Origin of the sequence: Photobacterium sp. SP02 (assembly GCF_038519165.1) — a bacterium.
GTDB classification, from domain to species: domain Bacteria; phylum Pseudomonadota; class Gammaproteobacteria; order Enterobacterales; family Vibrionaceae; genus Photobacterium; species Photobacterium halotolerans.
Genome location: NZ_JASJOJ010000011.1, coordinates 1 through 21,941 on the forward strand (window position 1 = coordinate 1; position 21,941 = coordinate 21,941).

Annotated in this window: 21 protein-coding genes and 1 riboswitch; of the genes, 18 read left to right on the plus strand and 3 right to left on the minus strand. The window is 49.5% G+C overall.

The window, feature by feature from the left end; genetic code table 11:
• Window position 1 precedes the first annotated feature (1 nt).
• The 9 genes from phrB to P0Y67_RS07075 all read left to right on the plus strand — a co-directional run bounded on the left by phrB (window position 2) and on the right by P0Y67_RS07075 (window position 7,655).
• The gene (gene phrB / locus P0Y67_RS07035; protein ID WP_446728807.1) at window positions 2-1,396 is read left to right on the plus strand and encodes a deoxyribodipyrimidine photo-lyase; all 1,395 of its coding nucleotides are present in this window, start codon (window positions 2-4) and stop codon (window positions 1,394-1,396) included.
• Between the two features lie 102 nt (window positions 1,397-1,498).
• Window positions 1,499-1,906, plus strand: coding sequence for a nuclear transport factor 2 family protein (locus P0Y67_RS07040; protein ID WP_342391385.1), 408 nt, complete (start codon window positions 1,499-1,501; stop codon window positions 1,904-1,906).
• Window positions 1,907-1,908: 2 nt separating this feature from the next.
• Window positions 1,909-2,640: an SDR family NAD(P)-dependent oxidoreductase gene (locus tag P0Y67_RS07045; protein WP_342391310.1), complete on the plus strand. Its 732-nt coding sequence runs from the start codon at window positions 1,909-1,911 to the stop codon at window positions 2,638-2,640.
• A complete protein-coding gene (locus P0Y67_RS07050; protein ID WP_342391311.1) occupies window positions 2,637-3,923 on the plus strand; it encodes an NAD(P)/FAD-dependent oxidoreductase in 1,287 nt (428 codons plus the stop codon). The genes P0Y67_RS07045 and P0Y67_RS07050 overlap by 4 nt, the downstream gene beginning before the upstream one ends.
• Before the next feature lie 2 nt (window positions 3,924-3,925).
• Window positions 3,926-4,804: a DUF1365 domain-containing protein gene (locus P0Y67_RS07055; RefSeq protein ID WP_342391386.1), complete on the plus strand. Its 879-nt coding sequence runs from the start codon at window positions 3,926-3,928 to the stop codon at window positions 4,802-4,804.
• A complete protein-coding gene (locus P0Y67_RS07060; protein ID WP_342391312.1) occupies window positions 4,773-6,008 on the plus strand; it encodes a cyclopropane-fatty-acyl-phospholipid synthase family protein in 1,236 nt (411 codons plus the stop codon). Before P0Y67_RS07055 ends, P0Y67_RS07060 begins: the two co-directional genes overlap by 32 nt.
• 35 nt (window positions 6,009-6,043) lie before the next feature.
• Window positions 6,044-6,577, plus strand: a complete 534-nt coding sequence (locus P0Y67_RS07065; RefSeq protein ID WP_342391313.1) for a DUF2878 domain-containing protein — start codon at window positions 6,044-6,046, stop codon at window positions 6,575-6,577.
• 1 nt (window position 6,578) lies between these two features.
• Window positions 6,579-7,082, plus strand: a complete 504-nt coding sequence (locus P0Y67_RS07070) for a chalcone isomerase family protein (RefSeq protein ID WP_342391314.1) — start codon at window positions 6,579-6,581, stop codon at window positions 7,080-7,082.
• A 27-nt stretch (window positions 7,083-7,109) separates the two neighbouring features.
• Window positions 7,110-7,655, plus strand: a complete 546-nt coding sequence (locus P0Y67_RS07075; RefSeq protein ID WP_446728809.1) for a DUF3833 domain-containing protein — start codon at window positions 7,110-7,112, stop codon at window positions 7,653-7,655.
• Window positions 7,656-7,723: 68 nt separating this feature from the next.
• Here the strand turns inward: P0Y67_RS07075 and P0Y67_RS07080 are convergent, their stop codons facing one another.
• Window positions 7,724-9,382: an ATP-dependent endonuclease gene (locus tag P0Y67_RS07080; protein ID WP_342391315.1), complete on the minus strand. Its 1,659-nt coding sequence runs from the start codon at window positions 9,380-9,382 to the stop codon at window positions 7,724-7,726.
• A 247-nt stretch (window positions 9,383-9,629) separates the two neighbouring features.
• Between P0Y67_RS07080 and P0Y67_RS07085 the strand changes: the two genes are divergently transcribed.
• Both P0Y67_RS07085 and P0Y67_RS07090 read left to right on the plus strand, forming a co-directional pair.
• Window positions 9,630-10,022, plus strand: coding sequence for a VOC family protein (locus P0Y67_RS07085; RefSeq protein WP_342391316.1), 393 nt, complete (start codon window positions 9,630-9,632; stop codon window positions 10,020-10,022).
• A gap of 204 nt (window positions 10,023-10,226) precedes the next feature.
• Entirely contained in the window at window positions 10,227-12,032 is a 1,806-nt protein-coding gene (locus P0Y67_RS07090) for a bifunctional metallophosphatase/5'-nucleotidase (RefSeq protein ID WP_342391317.1), read from the plus strand.
• 288 nt (window positions 12,033-12,320) lie between these two features.
• On the opposite strand, the gene ribB is transcribed toward P0Y67_RS07090, so the two are convergent.
• Both ribB and P0Y67_RS07100 read right to left on the minus strand, forming a co-directional pair.
• On the minus strand, window positions 12,321-13,010 hold the full coding sequence (gene ribB, locus P0Y67_RS07095) for a 3,4-dihydroxy-2-butanone-4-phosphate synthase (RefSeq protein ID WP_342391318.1): 690 nt from the start codon (window positions 13,008-13,010) through the stop codon (window positions 12,321-12,323).
• Between the two features lie 148 nt (window positions 13,011-13,158).
• Window positions 13,159-13,371, minus strand: a riboswitch (FMN riboswitch).
• A gap of 102 nt (window positions 13,372-13,473) precedes the next feature.
• Window positions 13,474-14,415 carry a hypothetical protein gene (locus P0Y67_RS07100; protein WP_342391319.1) on the minus strand — a complete coding sequence of 314 codons (942 nt, stop codon included), beginning with the start codon at window positions 14,413-14,415 and terminating at the stop codon, window positions 13,474-13,476.
• 271 nt (window positions 14,416-14,686) lie between these two features.
• Between P0Y67_RS07100 and P0Y67_RS07105 the strand changes: the two genes are divergently transcribed.
• From P0Y67_RS07105 to P0Y67_RS07135, 7 genes are all read left to right on the plus strand, one after another.
• Complete coding sequence (locus P0Y67_RS07105) at window positions 14,687-14,881, plus strand: hypothetical protein (protein ID WP_027251300.1); 195 nt, start codon at window positions 14,687-14,689, stop codon at window positions 14,879-14,881.
• A 211-nt stretch (window positions 14,882-15,092) separates the two neighbouring features.
• Complete coding sequence (locus tag P0Y67_RS07110) at window positions 15,093-15,374, plus strand: HlyU family transcriptional regulator (protein WP_192013793.1); 282 nt, start codon at window positions 15,093-15,095, stop codon at window positions 15,372-15,374.
• A gap of 382 nt (window positions 15,375-15,756) precedes the next feature.
• Window positions 15,757-17,295 carry a Re/Si-specific NAD(P)(+) transhydrogenase subunit alpha gene (gene pntA, locus P0Y67_RS07115; protein ID WP_342391320.1) on the plus strand — a complete coding sequence of 513 codons (1,539 nt, stop codon included), beginning with the start codon at window positions 15,757-15,759 and terminating at the stop codon, window positions 17,293-17,295.
• Between the two features lie 14 nt (window positions 17,296-17,309).
• Window positions 17,310-18,689, plus strand: a complete 1,380-nt coding sequence (gene pntB / locus P0Y67_RS07120) for a Re/Si-specific NAD(P)(+) transhydrogenase subunit beta (protein WP_342391321.1) — start codon at window positions 17,310-17,312, stop codon at window positions 18,687-18,689.
• A gap of 232 nt (window positions 18,690-18,921) precedes the next feature.
• Window positions 18,922-20,361 carry a sensor histidine kinase VxrA gene (gene vxrA, locus P0Y67_RS07125; RefSeq protein ID WP_218385844.1) on the plus strand — a complete coding sequence of 480 codons (1,440 nt, stop codon included), beginning with the start codon at window positions 18,922-18,924 and terminating at the stop codon, window positions 20,359-20,361.
• The gene (locus tag P0Y67_RS07130; protein ID WP_027251305.1) at window positions 20,336-21,004 is read left to right on the plus strand and encodes a response regulator transcription factor; all 669 of its coding nucleotides are present in this window, start codon (window positions 20,336-20,338) and stop codon (window positions 21,002-21,004) included. The genes vxrA and P0Y67_RS07130 overlap by 26 nt, the downstream gene beginning before the upstream one ends.
• A complete protein-coding gene (locus tag P0Y67_RS07135) occupies window positions 21,001-21,864 on the plus strand; it encodes a DUF2861 family protein (RefSeq protein WP_342391322.1) in 864 nt (287 codons plus the stop codon). The genes P0Y67_RS07130 and P0Y67_RS07135 overlap by 4 nt, the downstream gene beginning before the upstream one ends.
• Window positions 21,865-21,941: the final 77 nt, after the last annotated feature.

The window sequence follows — 21,941 nt, forward strand, 5'->3', positions numbered from 1 at the left end:
CCTGATTCAGGCATGCCAGAAATATCAATCTGTACTGGCGGTGTTCATTGCAACGCCTGACCAATGGGCGACTCACGATGCAGCTCCCATCCAGATCGATTTTATTCGCCGCCGCTTAACTGTGCTCCAGTCTCAGCTGGCTGAACTCAATATTCCACTGCGCATTGAGGCAGTTGCTGACTTTAACGCTGTTCCCGACTGCCTGACAACCCTGGCTCGCGACTGGCAGGCAGAGCATGTTTTCTGTAATAAACAGTATGAATGGAATGAACGCCAGCGTGACATGGCTGCGGGTCATGCGCTGGCAGAGGCAGGGATCAAATTCAGCGCTCTGGAAGATACCTGCGTGCTGCCTGCCGGCAGTATTCTGACCCGTCAGGGCGAGTCTTTCAGAGTGTACACGCCTTTTCGCCGCGAATGGTTGCGTCTGTTCCAGCAAAGCCCGGCGCTGGCACAACCTGTGCCACCACCTGTATCACCCAGTGACGATGCCGACAGTTTCGGCTCTGTGATTGAGACCAACTTCGGACCGTCATGGATGAATTATCCGTTGGCAGACAGCAGTCGCTGGCCTGTTGAAGAAGACACTATCCGCGATGCGCTGATGCGCTTTTGTATCGAGCATGTCGCGGACTACGGTGATCAGCGGGATTTTCCAGCCGTGGAGGGCACCAGCAAATTATCACCGTATCTGGCTATTGGCGCCTTGTCGGCCCGGCAATGCGTCTCTGCGATTTTACATGAGTACCCGCACGCGATTGAGAAGCAGGACGCAGGGCCTTTTGTCTGGCTCAATGAAATTATCTGGCGTGAGTTTTACCGTCATCTCATTGAGGCTTACCCGAAAGTCAGCCGGGCCCAGCCATTTGTCGGCTGGACAAGGCAAGTGGCCTGGCATTCCGACAAAGCAGCACTGGCACGTTGGCAACAGGGCGAAACCGGTTTTCCCATCGTCGATGCCGCCATGCGGCAGCTGAACGCCACAGGCTGGATGCACAACCGACTGCGGATGATTACCGCCAGCTTCTTAACCAAGGATTTGCTGATCCACTGGCAGGCGGGTGAGCAGTGGTTCATGTCTCATCTGATCGACGGGGATTTGGCGTCCAATAACGGTGGCTGGCAATGGGCGGCATCTACCGGTACCGATGCTCAGCCCTATTTCCGGGTGTTCAATCCGACCACTCAGGGAAAAAAGTTTGATCCAAAGGGTGAGTTCATACGTACATGGGTAAAAGAGCTCGAAAACGTGCCTGACAAGTATATTCACGAACCCCATGAATGGTCAGGCGCAGCCAGCCTTGAGTATCCCACGCCTATGGTGGATCACAAGTCGGCGAGATTACATGCCATTGAGGCATTTAAACAGGCAAAAGCCACAGCAGAAGCGGGTTAATTCTACACACAGGAAGGAAGCCACATCATGAAAGAGCAGGACAGCGAACATACTTCACTGACTGAGACACCAAGCGGCACTCCCGCTGAAGCAGTCTCGGTTATGGACAGATTTATCCGTATATACAGCAGGTTAGATAAGGACAAGCTTGCCAGTCTTGAATCGCTCTACCATCCGGATGTGGTGTTTGAAGACCCAGCTCATCAAGTCGAAGGCTGGCCGGCACTGGAAGCGTATTTCAGGCGCCTGTTCACGAATGTCACCCATTGTGCCTTCACTATTGAAGAGAGCATGAGTGATGCGCATCAAGGGTATGTGGTGTGGACCATGACATTTGCACATCCGAAATTAGCAAAAGGCGAACCTCGCACTGTGAAAGGGTGCTCGCATCTGAGTTTTCTGGATAACCGCGTGATTAAACACCGGGACTATTTCGATCTGGGCGAGATGTTGTACGAAGCAATACCGATTCTCGGCCGTGTGGTGAAAATGATTAAGGCAGGTTTGTGATGATGTCGACAGTACTGATTACAGGTGCCAGCTCTGGCATTGGCGCCCAGCTGGCCAAAGATTACGCCGCTGATGGCTGGCAGGTTATAGCATGCGGACGCTCGCTTGATAAGCTGCAGCACCTTGCTGATATCAGCAAAAAAATCATCCCGCTTGCTTTTGATGTCACTGATTATCAGGCGGCTCATGACGCCTTGGGTGACTCATCCATACGGCCAAATCTGATCATATTAAATGCAGGCACCTGTGAATACATTGAGCGGGGCGAAGTGGATGTGGCCTTATTCCGGCGCGTATTTGATGTGAATTTCTTTGGGGTACTGAACTGCATCGAAGCTTTGCAGCCCAAGTTTACCGAAACCACCCATCTTGCCATTGTCGGGTCAACGGCCAGCTATGTGCCTTTGCCCCGGGCAGAGGCCTACGGTGCCTCAAAAGCCGCACTGAGTTATCTGGCCAACACGCTGAAAATGGATCTTTCTCGTGACGGTGTCACATTGACCTTGGTGTCGCCAGGCTTTGTCAAAACACCACTGACCGATAAGAACGATTTTGCGATGCCGATGAGAGTGACGACGGACTATGCCTCGTCAAAAATCCGGAAAGGCATCGCCAAGCGTCAATCTGAAGTGCATTTTCCGCCGCTGTTCAGCGGGTATCTCAAACTACTGTCGCTGTTACCTATGCCGTTACAGCTGGCGATCGTGAAAAAAATGACAGGGAAAACAGAATGAAGATTGCGATTATCGGCACCGGCATTGCGGGACTCACCTGTGCCTGGAAACTGCACCAACAGCATGACATCACAGTGTTTGAAGCCAATGAGTACATCGGTGGCCATACCGCGACAGTGGATGTTGAAACAGCCAGCGGCCGTTATGCGATTGATACCGGGTTTATTGTCTTTAACAACAGAACCTATCCTCAGTTCGAAGCCTTACTCAAAGAGATAGGCATTGGCCGTCAGCCGACTGAGATGAGTTTCAGTGTGCAGAACGACGCTATCGGACTTGAATACAACGGCCATGACGCGCTCTCGATGTTTGCCCAGCGGCGGAACGTCTTTCGTCCTGTTTTTTACCGCTTTATCCGTGACATTCTGAGATTCAACAAACTGGCAAGGGAAGCGGATCTGGATGAACTGGCAGCAACGACATTAGGGGAGTTTCTTTCTGCCCACAGGTTCAGTGAGTATTTTTGTCAGAACTACATATTGCCCATGGGGGCTGCTATCTGGTCATCAACCTTGTCAGATATGCGGGCGTTTCCATTGCCATTCTTCGTGCGTTTTTTCCGTCACCATGGCTTGCTGGAAGTCACGAACCGGCCTCAATGGTATGTGGTGCCGGGGGGATCGAGAGAATACGTGCGCAGTCTGACCCGGGACTTTGCCGACAGGATTCACCTCAATGAGCCGGTACTGAGTGTGCAGCGATTAGGCCCTAAGGTAGAAATCAGCACAGGCCGCGGACAGCAGTATTTTGATCAGGTGATTTTTGCCTGCCACAGTGATCAGGCGCTCAGCATGCTGGCTGACCCGACTGTCAATGAAACTCAGGTCTTAGGCGCTATCCCTTACCAGCAAAATGAGGTGGTGTTACATACCGATCGCAACATGCTGCCCAAAGCTAAGCGCGCCTGGGCGGCCTGGAATTACCACCTGCCGGATAATGCCAGTCGTGAGCGTCAACTGGCCAGCGTGACTTATAACATGAACATTCTGCAGGGGTTCGATTCACCCGAGACATTTTGCGTCACGCTGAACCGCACTGATGATATCGATCCTCAAACCATCATCCGCCGTTTCAGCTACGCGCATCCCGTGTTTAATACCCAGTCTATAGCCGCACAGGGGCAGCGTGGCCTGATCAACGGTCAGCAGGGCTGCTGGTTCTGTGGCGCTTACTGGTACAACGGGTTCCATGAAGACGGTGTGCGCAGTGCACTGGATGTCGTCAATGCCATTGAGACAATCGGCAATGACAAGCGCCATCCGCGAATGGAATTAGTCTCATGACAATGTCTCATTTACAGAGCGGCCTGTGCGTCGGACAGGTGAGGCATCGTCGTTATACCCCGGTGAAACATGCGTTCAGCTATCCCATGTTTATGCCCCTGATTGATCTTGATGAAGTGACCTCACTCAGCGAACAGGTGGTTGGTTTTGGCTGCCGCTGGTATCACCCCGCCAGGTGGCGACGGGAAGATTATCTGCGGGCAGAAGGCGAGGGGCCGCTCAAGCTCAGGGTTCAGGACAAGCTGTTTCAGCTGACCGGCGAACGGCTCGCAGGAAAAGTGAAGCAACTGTGTCAGTTACGGTATTTTGGGCTCTATTTTAGCCCGCTTAACCTTTATTACTGTTTTGATGAACAGGGTGAGTGGCGCTGGCTGTTGGCGGAAGTGAGCAATACCCCATGGAACCAGCGTCATTACTATGCTGTGCCAGCCGTGTCGGATTGGCGTGAAAAGCCTTGGTTACAGGGCAAGGCTTTTCACGTGTCGCCCTTCAATCCGATGGCTCAGCACTATCTTTGGCGGCTGAAACCGCCTGTCAGTCAGGTATTTGTACATCTGGACATTGTTGGTAACGACACGGGCAACACCGTCATGGATGCCACTATGGCACTGCGTAAACAGGCTTTCACCACCCGGGTACTCTGGCGTTTGTTACGCCAGACACCGATTCAGACACTCAAGGTGGTCGCCGGCATTTACTGGCAAGCCATCAAGCTATGGTGGAAAAAAGTGCCGTTTCATGGTTACCCGAATGATCACCATAAGGACGCGCATTTTCATACAGATACAGTCAAGGGCTTCACTTCTGACAAGCCTTCAAAAGAAAACAACCGGAACGCTGAGGTAGACGATGTCGAACACAGAAACGAAAAGCAGCTATAGCACCCAGGCTGAAGAAGGCACCATGGCTCGCCGTCTGGTCTTTGCTTTGCTGGCTCAGTTACGCCATGCCGGCCTGACACTGGTGGACAGCCAGGGCGAAACACATCGATTTGGGGATGAAACGTCCGATTGCCAGGCGCATGTTCTGGTCAGAGAACCAGGGCTTTACCAGCGACTGTTACAGGGCGGCAGTATTGCTGCCGGCGAAGCTTATATGGATGGCTGGTGGGATTCACCGGACATTACAGCCGTTGTGCAGGTGCTGGCGAGAAACTTAGCCATGCTGGATAAGCTGGAGTCGAAAACCAGCTGGATGACACGTGTGGCCGAAGGCTGGCAGCATTTTACTCGCCGCAACAATAAAGCCGGTTCAAAGCAAAACATTCTGGCGCATTATGATTTGGGCAATGACTTTTACCGGACGTTTCTTGATCCGCAGATGCTGTATTCCTGCGGGATCTATCACGATCCTTCGGAGTCATTAGAGCAGGCGCAGTTCAACAAAATGGATCGTCTGTGCCGGCAACTGGATTTACAACCCGGTGATCACTTGCTGGAAATTGGTACAGGCTGGGGCGCGCTGGCCATTCATGCGGCCAAACAATTCGGGTGCCGGGTGACGACCACCACCATTTCCGATGCTCAGTATGAATACGCGAAATCCCGCGTGGAGCAGGAAGGGCTGTCGGATCGTATCACCTTACTGCGCAAGGATTACCGCGATCTGAGCGGGCAATATGACAAGCTGGTTTCTGTCGAAATGGTCGAAGCGGTAGGCAAACGCTATCTGGCGACCTACATCAAGCAATGTCAGTCGTTGTTAAAAGAAGGCGGCCTGCTGGCGATACAGGCAATCACTATCGCAGACCAGCGGTTTGAGAGCTACAGCAAGGGCGTTGATTTCATCCAGAAGCATATTTTTCCGGGTGGCTTCCTGCCGTCTGTCACGCTCCTGGCGCAAAGCCTGACGCAATACAGCGATTTTGTTATCCGGGATCTGAAAGATATCGGGCTGGACTACGCACGCACGCTGGCCGACTGGCACCGTCTGTTCAATGCCAGTGCCGATCAGCTCAGCAAGCAAGGTTTCGACCCACGTTTTATTCGCATGTGGCGCTATTACCTGTGCTATTGCGAAGGCGGTTTCAAAGAGAAAACGATCAGTACAGTGCAGCTGATTGCCAGCAGACCCAAGTGGCAATAATTACCTGGCAGAGACGAGCGGGAAGGTAAGACCCTATGAAAACGTCATGCGATACATCAACCTTATCGACCAAGGCATTATCGACTAAGGCATTGGTTGTCGGCGGCCTGCTGTTTAACGGATTCTGGCTGCTGGCGGTTTTGGGGCAAAACGACTGGATCGCGGTGTTGGCCTGCATTCTGATCATAGTCTGGTGGTGTTTTCCGGCTGCAGTGAAAATGGTACTGGTCACCGCTCTGGCAGGCAGCCTGATGGACGGATTACTGGCCTTGACCGGTGTTTATCGCTTTGAAAGCAGTTTTCTGCCAGCCTGGCTGATTCTGCTGTGGTTAGGATTTGCCACCTTTGTGTGGTTCCTGCGTTATAACCTGGCAAGGTATCCGACCTTGCTGGTGTTACTGGCGGGGAGTGTTGGTGGTGCTGGCAGCTATCTGGCCGGAAAGCAACTGGGTGCTGTGTCCTGGCCCTTGGGCGACACATTGACCCTATTGATAGTGACAACGTGCTGGCTGGCTTTTTCAGGACTTCTTTTGTTGTGGATACGATCCTGTGCCTTAAAGGAGGTGTGAGATGCGTTTGCTACCGATTTTCACTGTAGTTTTGCTGCTGGTTTCGCCCTGGTCAATGGCAACCAGCGCCTGGCAAAGTTGGCCGGTTGTCGGAGAGGCCACTTTAAAATGGGGTCCCTGGGTCATCTATGACTCTCAGCTCCGAACCCCGTCAGGGCAATACAATGCCAACATGGCGAACTCGGCCGCGCTGGTGATCAAGTATCAGCGTGACATTGATAAAGATGACTTACTGGATGCCACGGATGACCAATGGCAAAAGCTGGGAGTACCGGCTGCCAAGCGTCAGCAATGGCTTATTGTGCTCGATAATATCTGGCCGAATGTGCGTAAAGGTGATCGGCTGATATTTGTTGTTCACTCAGAAGGAGGAACATTTTACCGTGACAACACTGTGATTGGTGAAGTGCGGGACAGGGAAATGGCGAACGCCTTTCTGGATATCTGGTTATCGCCTCGGACCCGGTATCCTGATCTGAGAAAGCGGCTCATTGGCCAGGTCTGACGTGGCGGGAGAAACAGGATGATGTACATGTATTACACCGGATTGACGTATTGGGTAAAAATCGTGGCACTGCTGATGGTGCTTGTGATCAGTGGTTGCTCGGCATCGGTTGAGGATCACAAATATCATCGCCCTGAACTGGATCTGTTCAGTTACTTCAACGGCAATGTAACAGCCTGGGGGATTCTGCAGGACAGATCCGGCAAGCAGACACGACGTTTTTCCGTTGATATCATCGGAACCGTTCAGGGTAATACACTGACTCTCAAAGAAGACTTTGTGTTCGATGATGGTGAAAAGCAGCAAAGGGTCTGGACAATACAACGCAGGCCCGACGGTGTTTATACCGGAACGGCGGGAGATGTGGTGGGGGAAGCCACCGGCAAAGTGTCTGGCAATGCCCTGAACTGGCAGTACACGCTGAGGGTGCCCGTCGGGGAGAGCACTTATGACATCGCCTTTGATGACTGGATGTTCCTTCAGGACGATGCCCGCATGTTCAACGTTGCCAAAATGAGTAAATGGGGCGTTCACGTTGGCACTGTGACGCTCTTCTTTGAAAAAACCGACTAAGTGATACTGTCACCTTTTGCTGTTTTGCTGTTTTGCTGTTTTGCTGTTTTGCTGTGTGGCGTGCTGGCTCAGGTGGTTGAAGCGCGAGCCAGTGCGACCATGCGTTTGAGCAGCCAGCGCAGCAAGGTCGGAATATGATCAATTTCCTCGCTGTCAGTAAATTCCACCATGGCCAGGGCGACATCCGGTTTCGCATGATGCTTGAGCGCTTTTTGTATGATCTTTTTGGGGGGCGCAGGGTGGTCATCCGACACGCGTGCCAGCTTACGAAACAGGGGTTCATAACCGTGGTGAAACAGGAAATGTTCGATATCAAGATCCGGTAATACGGTTAACCTGTGTTTATCCGATTCGCTGCCAAGCATGTGACGTACTGTTTCTGCGTATTTCTTCCCTGCGGCATCGCCATCTGTCACGACATGCCATTCTATTCCCATCAGTTTCGCGATTTTGATAATAGGCCTCAGACCACTTTGTGCAAATTCAATCACCTGCACGCCTTCCGAGGCAAAGTTATAACCGCACCGGTAAGCAAATTCATTTAACAGCCAGACTTCTGTTTCCCCTTCCACAAGCAGCCAGGCCCGGGCATACAGTGCGCCGGGGCGATGTAACCGCACGTGAAAGCCGACTCTGCGCAGTTCATCCCGGCTCAGGCTGTGGTTGTCCAGACTGTAGACCCGGGTTTTATCAGGCTCTCTGTTGAGTTTTTTGATACTGTTCAACGGGACAACAGAGGCCAGTTCCGGACTGTTGGTGGTAAGAATTTTCTGCATCGGCATATTAACGACAAAAGCCCACGCCTGATGAAGAATGATGGGGTGAAGCCTGCCTTCCGGGTCTTCAAGGATCATGATGGGGCGTGATATACGCTTCAGTTCTACCGGCCCCCGGGCGCGGATGTAGGCGTTGATGAGGCCCATTAACACCAGTTTGTTTTGCTTGGTCATTTCCGGACGGGCGAGCATTTCCAGGGGGTTAGGGGAAAAGTGGCTGCGTTCGGGGAAATGCCTGTGATCCCGGTGGGGCGCTTTATGGTGTGGTGTAAACGCAAAATAATGATCAACCAGCGTCCGCAGAGCCCGGATACTGCTTTTGATTTCATCGCTGCTGACATGGCCGGGGCGGGTCAGCAGGCGGCGGCAAGTGTTATCCAGCCGGCGCTCTATTCGGGTGTTGAGGGCATTTCGTTGTTCCTGATCGAGCTCTTCTTGCTGCTGCTCTGCGTCAAGCCGCAGTTGTCTCGCGTCGCGGATTCGCACTATAGGGTGTAAAACCATCAGCTGTTTAGCAAGCTTGTCGCTATCCGGGCAGTCGATGATATTGCCACCGGCATCAAGGAAATGACGTGCTGTGATCACTTTGTCGTCTTCACGTTCGCTGCTTATCTGATAGTAAAACTGTTTACCGTCTTTGCCGTTCCTTACCCACACGGGCTTGAAGGAGCGGTAGCGGCGCGCTTTGTGCTCGCCCGGATAGTCTTCAACCCAGTTCAGGACGATTTGTATCTGAGAGACCTGGGTATGGCCCAGTGAGTAGTCAACATGAAAGTCAGAAAAATAAAAGTTATGGAATTTGGCGTCCGGTGAGAGTGCGATACTGAGGGCGTCCAAGAGAGAAGATTTACCCCAGGTGTTTTCACCAATGAGTACCGTCAGCTCATTCAGTGTCAGAGACAAGCGCTTGATCCCTCTGAAACCTGCAATTTCGATTCTGCTTAAATGCATTCTTCACCTGCCCGCTGTGTTTGCTTACTGTAAGCCTATAGCATTAACAGTCGGTGTGTTCATGTATATGCTCACAAAATTTGCAGAAGCTGTTGATTTCCATCGTGATTGAAATTGAGTCCGGGCGGCTGCTTGTGATGAAGGGATGGGGTTGTTATAGTCCGGACCAGACAACAGTCCGGGCAATGGCTCAGGATTATCAAACACCTATTGGGTAAACTAAGCCCAAATTTTCAGGAGTTGGCCGATGGCAAAAATTATTCATACCATGGTGCGAGTGCATGATCTGGAGAAGTCCCTCGCTTTTTATAGACAGGCGCTGGATTTAGATGTTGCTCACCGCCTGGATTTTGATGACTTCAGCCTGGTCTATCTGCGTAATGATGAGAATGATATGGAGCTGGAGCTGACCTGGAACAAAGGTGCTGAGCCCTATACGCACGGCAGTGGCTACGGGCACATTGCCGTGGCTGTGGATGACCTGGATGCTGAGCACGAAAAGCTGCGCTCTCTGGGGTATGCGCCACTGGATATTAAAGAGTTTTCTCGCGAAGGCCAGTTACTGGCACGCTTCTTTTTTGTTTTAGACCCGGATGGTTACAAAATTGAAGTCCTGCAGCGGCATGGACACTATCAGTAATCTTCTTCACGTATGAACCTGTGAAGGTATGAGAAGGCAGCATTAACGCTGCCTTTTCTGACTTTTGGTTGCCTGTTTATGGTGATATTTTTGTGACAGATGAGATATTCATCCCTGGATACGGGCCTTTCCTGTATGATGATATGCACAATGTGATAAGAATCATATCTGATTGAAATATTTCACGGAGAACAGTAAGCCTTTATGACCCGACACACTCAAGCCCGGATTACCATCGCCCATATCAACGATACGCACTCTCATTTTGAACCCTCTGCAATCAAACTGACTTTGCCCGAACATGTGTTGATTCAAACACCAGGCCTGTCTGTTGCCGAGAACGAGCATGAGACGACTGTATATGCCAGTTGTGGCGGGTTTGCGCGGGTATCGACGGCGGTGAAAGAGGCAAGAAAGCAAGCGTATTTAAATGGCCGTGAGTTTATGTTTGTGCATGCCGGCGACTGCTTTCAGGGCACATTGTATTTTTCTCTGTTCAAAGGTGAGGCTAATGCCAGGCTGCTTAACGCGATTGGCGTAGAAGCTATGGCGCTGGGTAATCATGAACTGGATATGGGTAACACCCTGGTTGCCGACTTTCTCGATCAGGTTGATTTTCCAATGCTGGCCGGTAACTGGGATTTGAGTCAGGAAGATCAAACCAAGCGTAATCCGCTGAGACCCAAGTCAAACCTGCTGGCCTATAACAATGATACGGGTTGTGCACGTTATATGCTGAAAGACGTGCAGGGTGAGCCTGTCGCGCTCTTTGGCCTGACCATTGAAAATATGGATAAAATTGCTAACCCGGACCCGGATACTTCTTTCCGGTCGGTGGTTTCGGTCGCAGAAAAAACCATTGCAGAGTTACACCGTCACGGAGTGAACAAAATCGTGCTTCTCAGTCATCTTGGTTATGAACGTGACCTTGAACTGGCTGAAAAAGTGGCAGGGATAGGCGTTATCATTGGCGGTCATACCCATACCATGCAAGGGGACTTCACCAATGTCGGGTACGGTAAAAAAGACCAGTATGCCGTCAACATTAAGGGTACCTGTGTGGTGCAGGCCGGTTGTAATGCACTGGCGCTGGGTCAGATTTCGATCGATTTTGCGGCGGATGGCAGTGTTGAACAAGTGTCAGGCGGTAATCAGTTGCTGCTTGGCCGCCAATTTACCCTGGATGCCACACGCAATGAGCATTTAGACCCGGATTGCCACGAAGTGGTAAAACACTATCTTCAGCAACAGTCGAATATCACTATGTGCGCTAAGGATCCGGTTGTAGAGCACATTCTGAATCTGGATTATCGTCCTGCGGTTCGTGAACGTCAGACCAATAAAGTGGCGGTCGTTACTGAGTCACTACGCCATGTCAGAGTGCCTGATAGCCATGGTGCCAGCGCGATTGCCCCACTGGTGGTTGAAAGTTTTGTGCATCATGGCAGACAGATGGGCTTTGAGGTTGATTTTGGCATTCACAATGCTGGTGGTGTCAGAACGTCGCTCAACCCAGGCCCCATCAGTTCTGCAGATATTGCCGGGCGCTTATTGCCTTTCGCTATTGGGCTGATGGTTTATAAAGTCAGAGGCGCCAAAGTGCGTGAAGCGCTGGAAGGTGCGATAGATAACGCTGTTGATAACGGGGTTGAAGGCACGGGCACCGGCAGTTTCCCCTATACGGCCCATCTGCGTTTTACTTATCGCTGTTGCCGGCCGAAAGGTCAGCGGATAGAAAAACTGGCCTATTTCACAGAAGGTGAGTGGTTGCCCCTGGAAGACGATGCTGTCTATACCTCAGTGTCATCCGGTTATACGGCGACAGGCAAAGAAGGTTATCAGGCGCTGCTGGACTGCGAAATGGCGCCTTTATCACTCGATTGTACAATGGCTGAAGCGTTTGAAAATTATGCGCGTTATCAGCAACAGCTTTCTGCACCGAAAGACGATCTGATCACTTACATTCCCTGCGAGTGTGAGCATGTTGATCACGAACATGGCGCAGCCTAAAGCTCAGCATCAGCTGTTGGCAATTCTTCACAGTCAGGCCTGGCAATGTGCCAGGCTTTTTTCTGCATAAATTCCATTTAATGATGCTAACCCTCCGGTCGACTGATTACTGATAAGGTGATCAAGCAAGAGTCGGATATGAATCGGGATTGGCTGGATGCAATTTTAATCAGTGTTTGGATTGTGGCCTGGAGTGCTCTGACATACTGGGTACCAGTGTCAGGCATCTGATTAGCTGAAATAAGGAAGAGGTATTCAGCAGAATACCTCTTTGCGCGTCAGAAGCACTTAAGCGAATGCGGCTTCGGAAGCTGTATTACCTTCACCTGTCTGCGCTGACAGATGCGCTAATCGGTAGGCAGCAAGATCTTCAATGGTTAAAACCGGCATATCATGACGCTTACCGAATGCAATCACTTCAGGTAAACGGGCCATGGTGCCATCGGGGTTGGTCAGCTCACAAAGCACGCCGAACGGCTTTTTGCCAGCTAATCGCATGAGATCTACAGTTGCCTCTGTATGACCCCGGCGACCCAGCACACCTTCAGAATTCGCTTTCAGCGGAAAAACATGGCCAGGCCTGTGCAAATCTTCGGGCTGTGCGTCATCAGCAATGGCAGCTTTGATGGTGGTGACACGATCAGCGGCAGAAACGCCTGTTGTAACTCCCTTTGCAGCCTCGATGGTTACCGTAAAACCGGTTTGATTTACGCTGGTATTATTGTCGACCATCATAGGTAACGCGAGTTGATCGATGCGCTCTTGGGTTAAGCACAAGCAGACAATGCCTGAGCACTCGCGAATCATCAGTGCCATTTGCTCAGTCGTGAGCGAATCGGCGGCAAAAATGATATCACCTTCGTTTTCACGATCTTCGTCGTCAACCACCAAAACACCACGACCTTCACGAATAGCGCGGATGCCGGTTTCAACGCGCTCGAAAGCGGTACCAAAAGGGGAAAGCAGAGACTGATTCATGGTATTTACTCCATTATTAACATTAACGTTACCAGAATCAGGGCGCAAAAAAACAGCGTTTCAGCCAGGCTGAAATAGCTTTACAGGTAGGTGTCAGCAGGCAAGCCACAGGCTCGCTGAACATAATGTAAAAGCAAGAAACAAATCCGCTGATTCTCTTCCATCCGGACTATAACCGTCGGCTCTGGACTCGCTGCATTCAGTAGAGAACGCAGTTTCACCAGATCTGCTGACCTTCATCCACACTGAGTGCGATTACGATGAAGCGCTCGCGGGCTTCTGTCGAAAAAGGCATGACTTTATCAGCCTGTTTCTGCCAGTTACCGCCGGTGGGGAATTTCACCCCGCCCTGAGAATTCCAGTCGATAATAATGAAATCACTGCGCGAAGAGCAAGACTGACATCACGTTAAAGGAGATTTATCTGTTCAATCAGCACAACTGCTTGTTTTCTGCTCATGGAATCAGTTCACAGAGGAGGTTTGCGTTGGATTTTTGCTCTTGAGCAAGTTGCTCATCCACTTGACCACTAACGGCATGGCATAGATTGGAAGCTGAAGCGCACCAACAAGAATGAGATAGTCAGGGCCTAATGCGGCTCCGGCGACGGTATAAGTCAGCAAGACATTCCGATTGGCGGAAGTGATCCCTGCAAGAAGACCATTCTGAACATTTTTCCGCATAAACAGCAGAAAACCGGTAATAAAGAAGAGCAGACATATTGCGATACCGTAACCAAAGTAAAGTAATCCTTGCTGCCATGACTGATCGACAAATGCACGAAAGTCAGCCACCAGGCCCAGCGGAAATGCCGGAACCAGCAAAATAGTCACTTGCGCAATTTTACTGTGTGTACGCTGAAGGATGTGGGAAGGAACGTAGCGATGACAAAGCGCTGATAGCAGCATAGGACCAAAAATGAAAATAATCAGTCGCTGGAAATAAGTCATCAGATCAAGACTGAAGCTGTCATGCCGGAAAAGGTAGAGATTGATACAAAGCACAACGGGCATCAGCAGCGTGGTGGCAATAGTCATCGCCATGGCGGTCATCACATCCAGTCCAACTGAGCGTGCTATGGCCGGTGTGGCAAATAAAGATCCGGTTGCCGCAACCGCCGAAATAGCCAGGGTCAGTGACGCGGAAGCTCCCAAAACAGAGGCAATCAGGGTCGAGAGCATTGACAGCAATGCAGCATGATAAAAGGCGTATACCCAGATTTTCGGCTGAAATAAAAGGCTGATTAAAGCGTTTTGTTTTATCCCAATCAAAGTAAACAACATTAAAAAGAAAAGAATGTAAGGCAAATAAGGGAAAACAGCAGTAGAAATCGCTGGAAAGGAAAATCCAATGAGAGCGGCAAGTAATAAAAGTATTGATGAGTGTCTCGCAAGCAGGGATAACATCTTTAATCCTGTGTGATTGTTAATTGATTGTGAACTTTGGTTGAGCCTAATCTGATAACACGCTATTTAGGCATTAATTGATACCATTTCATGACAGATTATTCATCTCTTCAGCGTATATATTTTTTGCTGCCAATCAAATTGAAACCTTTACGCAACAGATTAGATTTTTTTATGGTTCATTGGAAAAAATGTCATTTTTAGTTCAAAAATCAACCGGTTAGTATTTGTCCTGTAGAAGAACATCAAACCCATCAATAATGAGGCAATCATGGCACAGGCAATGCACTTCGATACCATCACAAATCAGGACGTTATGGAGAAGAAAGCCTATTCGCTGAACATCAAAGGATTGATTGCACACGCACTGGATATTTTGTTACCCCGTCAGCAGGTATCCGTTAAGACTTATCAGGTTTCTCATCTGCCAGTTCACTTGCAGAAAGACATTGGTCTGATTCGATAAGCATGTCACTTGCTAGACCACATAAGCGCCGGCCATGAAGCCGGCGTTTTTTTGTTAATTTTTCTTATGTGAATCTAGTGTGAGACAGTGGTGAATAAAACGGAGTTAGAACATTTTCATCATAATTATCAGTTTTTAATCTGTTTGGGTTTATTTTACATAAGCATATGGCATGATAGTGTCATTAAATCTATCGGAAAGGAGTGCTTTCGTGGGTTTCTGGTCAAAGCTCTTTGGTAGAGAAACGGCAGATTCGAAAACGCTTGAAGTGACACCTGAGGAATATAAAGGGTATCTCATTTACCCTGAACCTATTTCTGAAGGCGGGCAGTTTCGGATTGCTGGCAGGATTTGCAAAGAATGTGAAGGTGAGTTGAAAACACACACTTTCATACGGTCAGATTTACTGGCAAGTAAAGCGGATGCGACAACATTTATGGTGAATAAAGCCAAGATGTTTATCGATCAGACCGGCGAAGCCATGTTCCGGTAAATTGAGCGCATTGTCTGTGGGAGTAAAGACGCTGCGCTGAAATGAATGCTTAGAGGCCGGTGCTTTTTATCAGGGAGCCGGACCCCGGTTATTGCTCATTCTATTTTTTGCATGGCTGGTGGGAAACCCTGAATGTTGTTGGGAGAAAACGGCAAATCTTGGGATGTAGTTCATTCTCTTTCAGCTTTTTTGCTGATAAGTGAAACGGGTTACAGAACCTGGGTTTGCCCTAAATTGTTGGTGTGGTTAACTTCATGTAAGTCAATAACATCCGTTGTTTAATCTCAAGTAAAGAGTGTTGTATTAGTTCCATTCTCAGCCGTTGCGATACTGGGAGCTGGATACTAAATGTGTACATTTTGCTACTGTTCAGGGAATAACGATGCAGATAGGTGTGCCTAAAGAAATACTCGCGAATGAAACGCGAGTGGCTGCGACGCCGAAAACGGTCGAGCAGTTATTAAAAATGGGGTTCAGTGTTGCTGTTGAACATGACGCTGGTATTCACGCAAGTTTTGATGACGCTGCTTTTGAAGCCGCAGGCGCTAGTGTCGTGTCTACGGAAGAAGTGTGGCAGTCAGATCTGATTTTTAAAGTGAATGCCCCCAGTGATGATGAGATTGCTCTCCTGAAAGAGGGGGCCAGTCTGGTCAGCTTTATATGGCCGGCGCAGAATCCAGAATTGCTGAAGAAATTGTCCAGCAAAAATATCAACGTAATGGCTATGGATTCGGTGCCGCGTATCTCACGAGCACAAGCCCTGGATGCCTTGAGTTCTATGGCAAACATTGCCGGTTATCGTGCTGTTGTTGAAGCTGCCCACGAATTTGGTCGTTTCTTTACCGGGCAGATCACTGCTGCTGGTAAAGTACCGCCAGCGAAAGTCCTGGTTGCCGGCGCGGGAGTTGCCGGATTGGCCGCTATCGGTGCTGCGGGCAGCCTGGGTGCCATTGTTCGCGCCTTCGATGTGCGTCCTGAAGTCAAAGAGCAAGTGCAGTCTATGGGTGCTGAGTTCCTTGAAGTCGATTTCAAGGAAGATACCAGCACAGGTGATGGCTACGCGAAAGAAATGTCAGACGAATTTAATAAGGCTGCTGAGCGTTTGTACGCAGAGCAGGCGAAAGACGTTGACATCATTATTACTACTGCGCTGATTCCCGGTCGTCCGGCTCCTCGCCTGATTACCCAGGAAATGGTTGATTCCATGAAACCTGGCTGTGTTATTGTCGACCTTGCTGCGGCCAATGGCGGAAACTGTGCCTATACCGAAGCCGATAAAGTTATCACTACGCCTAACGGTGTGAAAATTATCGGTTACACCGATATGGTCAGCCGTCTACCGAATCAGTCGTCCCAGCTTTATGCTACCAACCTAGTCAATTTGATGAAGCTGCTGTGTAAAGAAAAAGACGGCAACATAGATATCAACTTTGATGATGAAGTGCTGCGTGGTTTAACCGTGGTTAAAGAAGGTGAGCTCACCTGGCCGGCGCCCCCCATTAAAGTATCCGCTGCACCGCAGCAAGAAAAAGCGGCCGCCGCACCTGTTACCAAAGCAGTCAAAGAGCCAATGTCGCCAGCCAGAAAGTATGGTTTGATGGCGGCGGGGGCGCTATTGTTTGGCTGGGTCGCCAATTATGCACCGGCTGAATTCCTTTCTCACTTTACGGTTTTTGTTCTGGCGTGCGTGGTGGGTTACTACGTCGTATGGAACGTGACGCATGCATTGCACACACCTCTGATGTCAGTGACCAATGCTATATCCGGTATCATTATTGTTGGTGCCTTATTGCAGATTGGTCAGGGGGTTGGCGTTGTGTCCTTCTTTGCCTTTATTGCTGTTTTGATCGCAAGTATCAATATTTTTGGTGGCTTTACCGTCACTAAGCGGATGCTTGAAATGTTCCGTAAAGATAAGTAAGGGAGTTGTTATCAATGTCTGCAGGAATTGTTCAAGCGGCCTACATTATTGCTGCTGTCCTTTTTATAATGTCGTTGGCGGGACTCTCTAAACAGGAATCCGCAAAGTCAGGTAACTACTTTGGTATGGCAGGAATGGCCATAGCATTGATTGCGACTATTTTTGGCCCGGAATCAGCTGGAACCGGCTGGATTATTCTGGCCATGATTGTGGGTGGTGCGATTGGTATTTACTATGCCAAGAAAGTTGAAATGACTCAGATGCCAGAGCTGGTTGCTATTCTTCACAGTTTTGTGGGTATGGCAGCCGTGCTGGTCGGTTTCAATACTTTCCTTGACCATGGTGAAGCACTGACTGGGGCGATGTTAACCATTCATTTGGTTGAAATTTTTATCGGTGTCTTCATCGGTGCTGTGACCTTTACAGGCTCAGTGGTGGCTTTTGGTAAACTTCGCGGTTCAATGTCATCCAAGCCTTTGATGTTGCCTCACCGCCATAAACTGAACTTGCTGGCTGTTCTGGTTTCTCTTGTTTTACTCACAGTGTTTGTGGACCCGGATCCTTCGATATTCCCACTCATTGTTGTGACAATTATCGCTTTAGCATTCGGTTATCATTTGGTTGCATCGATCGGTGGTGCGGATATGCCGGTTGTCGTGTCAATGCTGAACTCATATTCAGGATGGGCCGCCGCAGCGGCTGGCTTTATGCTGGCCAATGATCTGTTGATTGTGACTGGTGCTTTGGTTGGCTCTTCAGGTGCGATACTGTCTTACATTATGTGTAAGGCAATGAATCGTTCATTTGTCAGTGTCATTGCAGGTGGTTTTGGTACAGATGGCTCTGTTTCTACCGGTAATGAAGAAGTGGGCGAGTACCACGAATCCTCTGCGGAAGAAGTGGCAGAGATGCTGAAAGATGCTCGCTCAGTGATCATCACGCCAGGATACGGAATGGCGGTTGCACAAGCGCAATATCCGGTACATGAAATCACAGAGAAGCTACGGGCAAAAGGCGTGGATGTCAGATTTGGTATCCACCCGGTTGCCGGTCGTTTGCCTGGTCACATGAATGTACTGCTGGCTGAAGCGAGAGTGCCCTACGATATTGTCCTGGAAATGGACGAGATTAATGAGGACTTCCCAGAGACAGACGTTGTACTGGTGATCGGTGCAAACGATACGGTTAACCCGGCGGCGATGGAAGATCCAGGTAGCCCGATTGCCGGTATGCCAGTTCTGGAAGTGTGGAACGCAAAACACGTTATCGTATTTAAGCGTTCAATGAATACCGGTTATGCAGGTGTTCAAAACCCACTGTTCTTCAAAGAAAACACCCAGATGCTGTTTGGCGATGCCAAAGAGAGCGTTGAGAACATTGCCCGTTTTCTGTAAGTCACACAGTAATCCACTCATTCAACGCCGCTTATTGAGCGGCGTTTTTCTTTTTCTTTCTTTTTTTTGATGCCTGATGCGAAAGCTTCAACAGAAAACCGAATCAATAGGCTGTAATCTGAGGTCTGATTGACCTGTTTGGATGGCGAGAATGCCTAATCCCTTTATAGTTATCTGATCTAATGACAATTTTCTGACAATACTGAACCGGTGAATGTTAAACTTCCGCGCTATGAAAAAGTATGTGCTAATTATTTCTATTCTGTTTACAGGCTCCCTTAAAGCGGAGACGGAAAGCTTACCTGATCGTATGTCAGCGGCTCGTGCTGAATTGCTTTCCAGTAAACCTCTGGCTACATACGATTTTCGTCAGTTACAAAGTCGTTACCCAACACCGTTACTGCTGCCATCCAGTTTGTTGCCGCAATCAGCCAAGTACCCGCTATCGGCGCTGCGGCACCTTTATCAAAATGCGGAAACCTGTAAGGGCCCCTGGCCAGTTAGCCCTTTGGTAACACATCCTGTCGTTTTTACTCGCGCGATGTGTAACAGCGTTGTGTTACCAAGAGGCTGGTTTGTACGTTCAGGCTATATTCATCCAGGCGGTGGGAGCTATGCTGCGCGTTATCTGGAAAAGTTTCCAAATCGCAAAAATGAACTGGAGAGCTACTTACACATTCAGGAACGTGATTTAGCGGCGACAGGCACTGTGCTGGGACGGTTACAGCGAATGAGCAGTGAAGAAATCCGAGTGTTCATTGCCGGTGCGGAAGCCTTTATCTCCAATGGTGAGCTTTGGGTCCGGAATGGGAATGAATACCATGTCTATGATCAGCCGACCTGGGCACAGGCACTGGCAAAGCATGATCTGCACTTCACGCGTTTGGTTGCCACTGACTTCTGCTTAGTCAAAAGTGGCAACATTTGCTGGCAGGAAGAAGATAAGTCGTACCTGACGACCTATTTGCTTGCAGGATTGCTGGTTGTCAATATTGGCTTACTTATGGGCTGGGTGATGTATCGCTGGCGAATTCGCCGGCGTGCCATGCAGGAAAGAATGCTGGTTCTGCAAATCTTGACTCACGAGCTACGTACACCAATCGCAAGTCTGAGCATGACGGTGGAAGGTTTTCGTCGTCACTTTGATGCTTTGCCTGAAACCCTATATGATGAGTTCAGACGATTGACCGAAGATTCACGCCGATTAAGGCAGTTGGCTGAGGCCAGTAAGGATTACCTGCAGGCGAATCATCAAGAATTGAGTGTTCAGAATCTGGAGTCCTTTAATGAATGGATTGAATTTATTGCAGAACCTTATGATGTGACCTTGTCACTTGCGGAGGACCGTGGCGTCAAGGTCAATATGTACTGGCTTGGAACCTGTATTGATAACTTGCTGTCCAATGCTCACAAATATGGCCAGGCCCCGATTGAATTAACATCATCGTTCAAAGATGGAAAATTGATTGTCAAAGTAAAAGACCAGGGAAGTTTAGGTAGTAAGGATTGGGCCCGACTGAGAAAACCCTTTGTGAGTGAAAAGGGCTTAGGGTTGGGACTGACAATCGTTGAATCGATGATCCGTCGAATGGGTGGGCGGATGAAATTAATAGGTCCGCCAACCACTTTTATTTTGGAGATACCGTGTGAATCAAACTCTGCTACTGGTTGAAGATGACCGCAACCTTGCTGATGGTTTGCTCGAATGTTTGAAAGAAGCAGGCTATGAGTGCCTGTATGCTGACTGTGCAACCAATGTTGAAAATCTGTGGGCGCAAGCCGATCTGGTTGTTCTTGACCGCCAGCTACCGGAAGGAGACTCGCTGACTTACCTTGAAGGTTGGTTAAAGCTGAAATCGGTTCCCGTGATTCTGCTTACAGCAATGGTGTCTGTGAATGATAAGGTGATTGGGCTTGACTCAGGCGCCAAAGATTACCTGACTAAACCTTTTGCTGAAGAGGAACTGCTGGCACGTATTCGTGTTCACTTGAGAAATGGTGAGTCTGAATCGCAAAATGCGAACCTCATTGCTATTGGTGAAACGCTGATTAATCTGGAAAGCCGTGAAGTGAAGCAAAAAGGGGACTCTGTCACCCTTACTCGTACTGAATTCGAACTGCTTGTTTTCCTTGCAAAACATTCAGGCCGGGTTTTCACCCGCGACGAGCTGCTTGATCAGGTGTGGGGCTATAACCATTATCCGACAACTCGTACTGTTGACACACATATCCTGCAGCTGCGTCAAAAGCTGCCTGGTATTGAGATCGAAACGTTGCGTGGTGTTGGCTACCGGATGAAAGCGCCACAAGAATGAAATCGCTGTGGGTGACACCTGTCTTTGGGATCATGACATGTCTGTTCATGATCCCTCAGGCATCGGCTAAATGGTTTGTGGGTAAGGATCTCTACACTGTCGCGCACCAGCGTTTGCTGGAAGGGAACACAGCTGCCAGTTTCGAGACTATGGTTCAGGCCTGGCAGCAGATTCCTTCTGAGGAGCAGCAGGCCAATCTGAATGATTTACTTGAGCTTGCCATTACAGAAGATTGCGGTTTCAGTTTGAAACAGCGAAGTCTGCCTGAGTGGTTGTCTAAAGTGGCTGTTCGACGTGAAGTGATCCAGAACCTGAACCAGGTATTGCTGAGATTGTCTGTTACAGGAATTACTCAGGCTAAGCAGCTTGAGGTAACGTTTTCCCGCTGGCCAGATACGCAATTCAGCATGCCTGCGGCTTCAATTTCTGAGAATGGCCAGTTTGTCTCAGAGTCTCGCCGTTTAGATGAGCCCTTAGCTGCAGGTCTTTATCAGTTGAAAATAACGGCAGGCAAGGAGCGCAGCTGGAACTCCTGGGTCATACTGACCAAGCCGGATCCGAAACAGAAAATTGGCTGGAAAGACAGTAAAAACTGGCGTATTGAACGTGAAGTCTTACCCAATTCAACCTGCCCATCGCCTGTATTGTCGATGAATTTGTTTGATTTGAACGACACAAACTGGAGTCCTATCTGGACTCAGGATGTCGATGGCAAGCTACCGACAAGTTTGCCAGCGATTGATGTGCCGGATGGCCGCTACTGGCTGAGTGTCGGGCTGATTGAAAGCCGCTGGCAGGGAGACATCTCTATTTTGGATATTCAGCGAATAACCCGGCCTGTTGATTATCCTGATTTTTAACAGCGAAAGCCGGGTAAGACCCCGCAGCGTGAACCTGAAACGATAGCGCAGGTTTGACCACCTGTAACCAAGACCCC

Excerpts from the sequence above, each read along its gene's own strand:
- P0Y67_RS07040 (WP_342391385.1), top strand. The coding sequence starts at position 1,499 with ATGGACAGATTTATCCGTATATACAGCAGGTTAGATAAGGACAAGCTT.
- P0Y67_RS07045 (WP_342391310.1), top strand. The coding sequence starts at position 1,909 with ATGTCGACAGTACTGATTACAGGTGCCAGCTCTGGCATTGGCGCCCAG.
- P0Y67_RS07050 (WP_342391311.1), top strand. The coding sequence starts at position 2,637 with ATGAAGATTGCGATTATCGGCACCGGCATTGCGGGACTCACCTGTGCC.
- P0Y67_RS07055 (WP_342391386.1), top strand. The coding sequence starts at position 3,926 with ATGTCTCATTTACAGAGCGGCCTGTGCGTCGGACAGGTGAGGCATCGT.
- P0Y67_RS07060 (WP_342391312.1), top strand. The coding sequence starts at position 4,773 with ATGTCGAACACAGAAACGAAAAGCAGCTATAGCACCCAGGCTGAAGAA.
- P0Y67_RS07065 (WP_342391313.1), top strand. The coding sequence starts at position 6,044 with ATGAAAACGTCATGCGATACATCAACCTTATCGACCAAGGCATTATCG.
- P0Y67_RS07070 (WP_342391314.1), top strand. The coding sequence starts at position 6,579 with ATGCGTTTGCTACCGATTTTCACTGTAGTTTTGCTGCTGGTTTCGCCC.
- P0Y67_RS07075 (WP_446728809.1), top strand. The coding sequence starts at position 7,110 with ATGTATTACACCGGATTGACGTATTGGGTAAAAATCGTGGCACTGCTG.
- P0Y67_RS07080 (WP_342391315.1), bottom strand. The coding sequence starts at position 9,382 with ATGCATTTAAGCAGAATCGAAATTGCAGGTTTCAGAGGGATCAAGCGC.
- P0Y67_RS07085 (WP_342391316.1), top strand. The coding sequence starts at position 9,630 with ATGGCAAAAATTATTCATACCATGGTGCGAGTGCATGATCTGGAGAAG.
- P0Y67_RS07090 (WP_342391317.1), top strand. The coding sequence starts at position 10,227 with ATGACCCGACACACTCAAGCCCGGATTACCATCGCCCATATCAACGAT.
- ribB (WP_342391318.1), bottom strand. The coding sequence starts at position 13,010 with ATGAATCAGTCTCTGCTTTCCCCTTTTGGTACCGCTTTCGAGCGCGTT.
- P0Y67_RS07100 (WP_342391319.1), bottom strand. The coding sequence starts at position 14,415 with ATGTTATCCCTGCTTGCGAGACACTCATCAATACTTTTATTACTTGCC.
- P0Y67_RS07105 (WP_027251300.1), top strand. The coding sequence starts at position 14,687 with ATGGCACAGGCAATGCACTTCGATACCATCACAAATCAGGACGTTATG.
- pntA (WP_342391320.1), top strand. The coding sequence starts at position 15,757 with ATGCAGATAGGTGTGCCTAAAGAAATACTCGCGAATGAAACGCGAGTG.
- pntB (WP_342391321.1), top strand. The coding sequence starts at position 17,310 with ATGTCTGCAGGAATTGTTCAAGCGGCCTACATTATTGCTGCTGTCCTT.
- vxrA (WP_218385844.1), top strand. The coding sequence starts at position 18,922 with ATGAAAAAGTATGTGCTAATTATTTCTATTCTGTTTACAGGCTCCCTT.
- P0Y67_RS07135 (WP_342391322.1), top strand. The coding sequence starts at position 21,001 with ATGAAATCGCTGTGGGTGACACCTGTCTTTGGGATCATGACATGTCTG.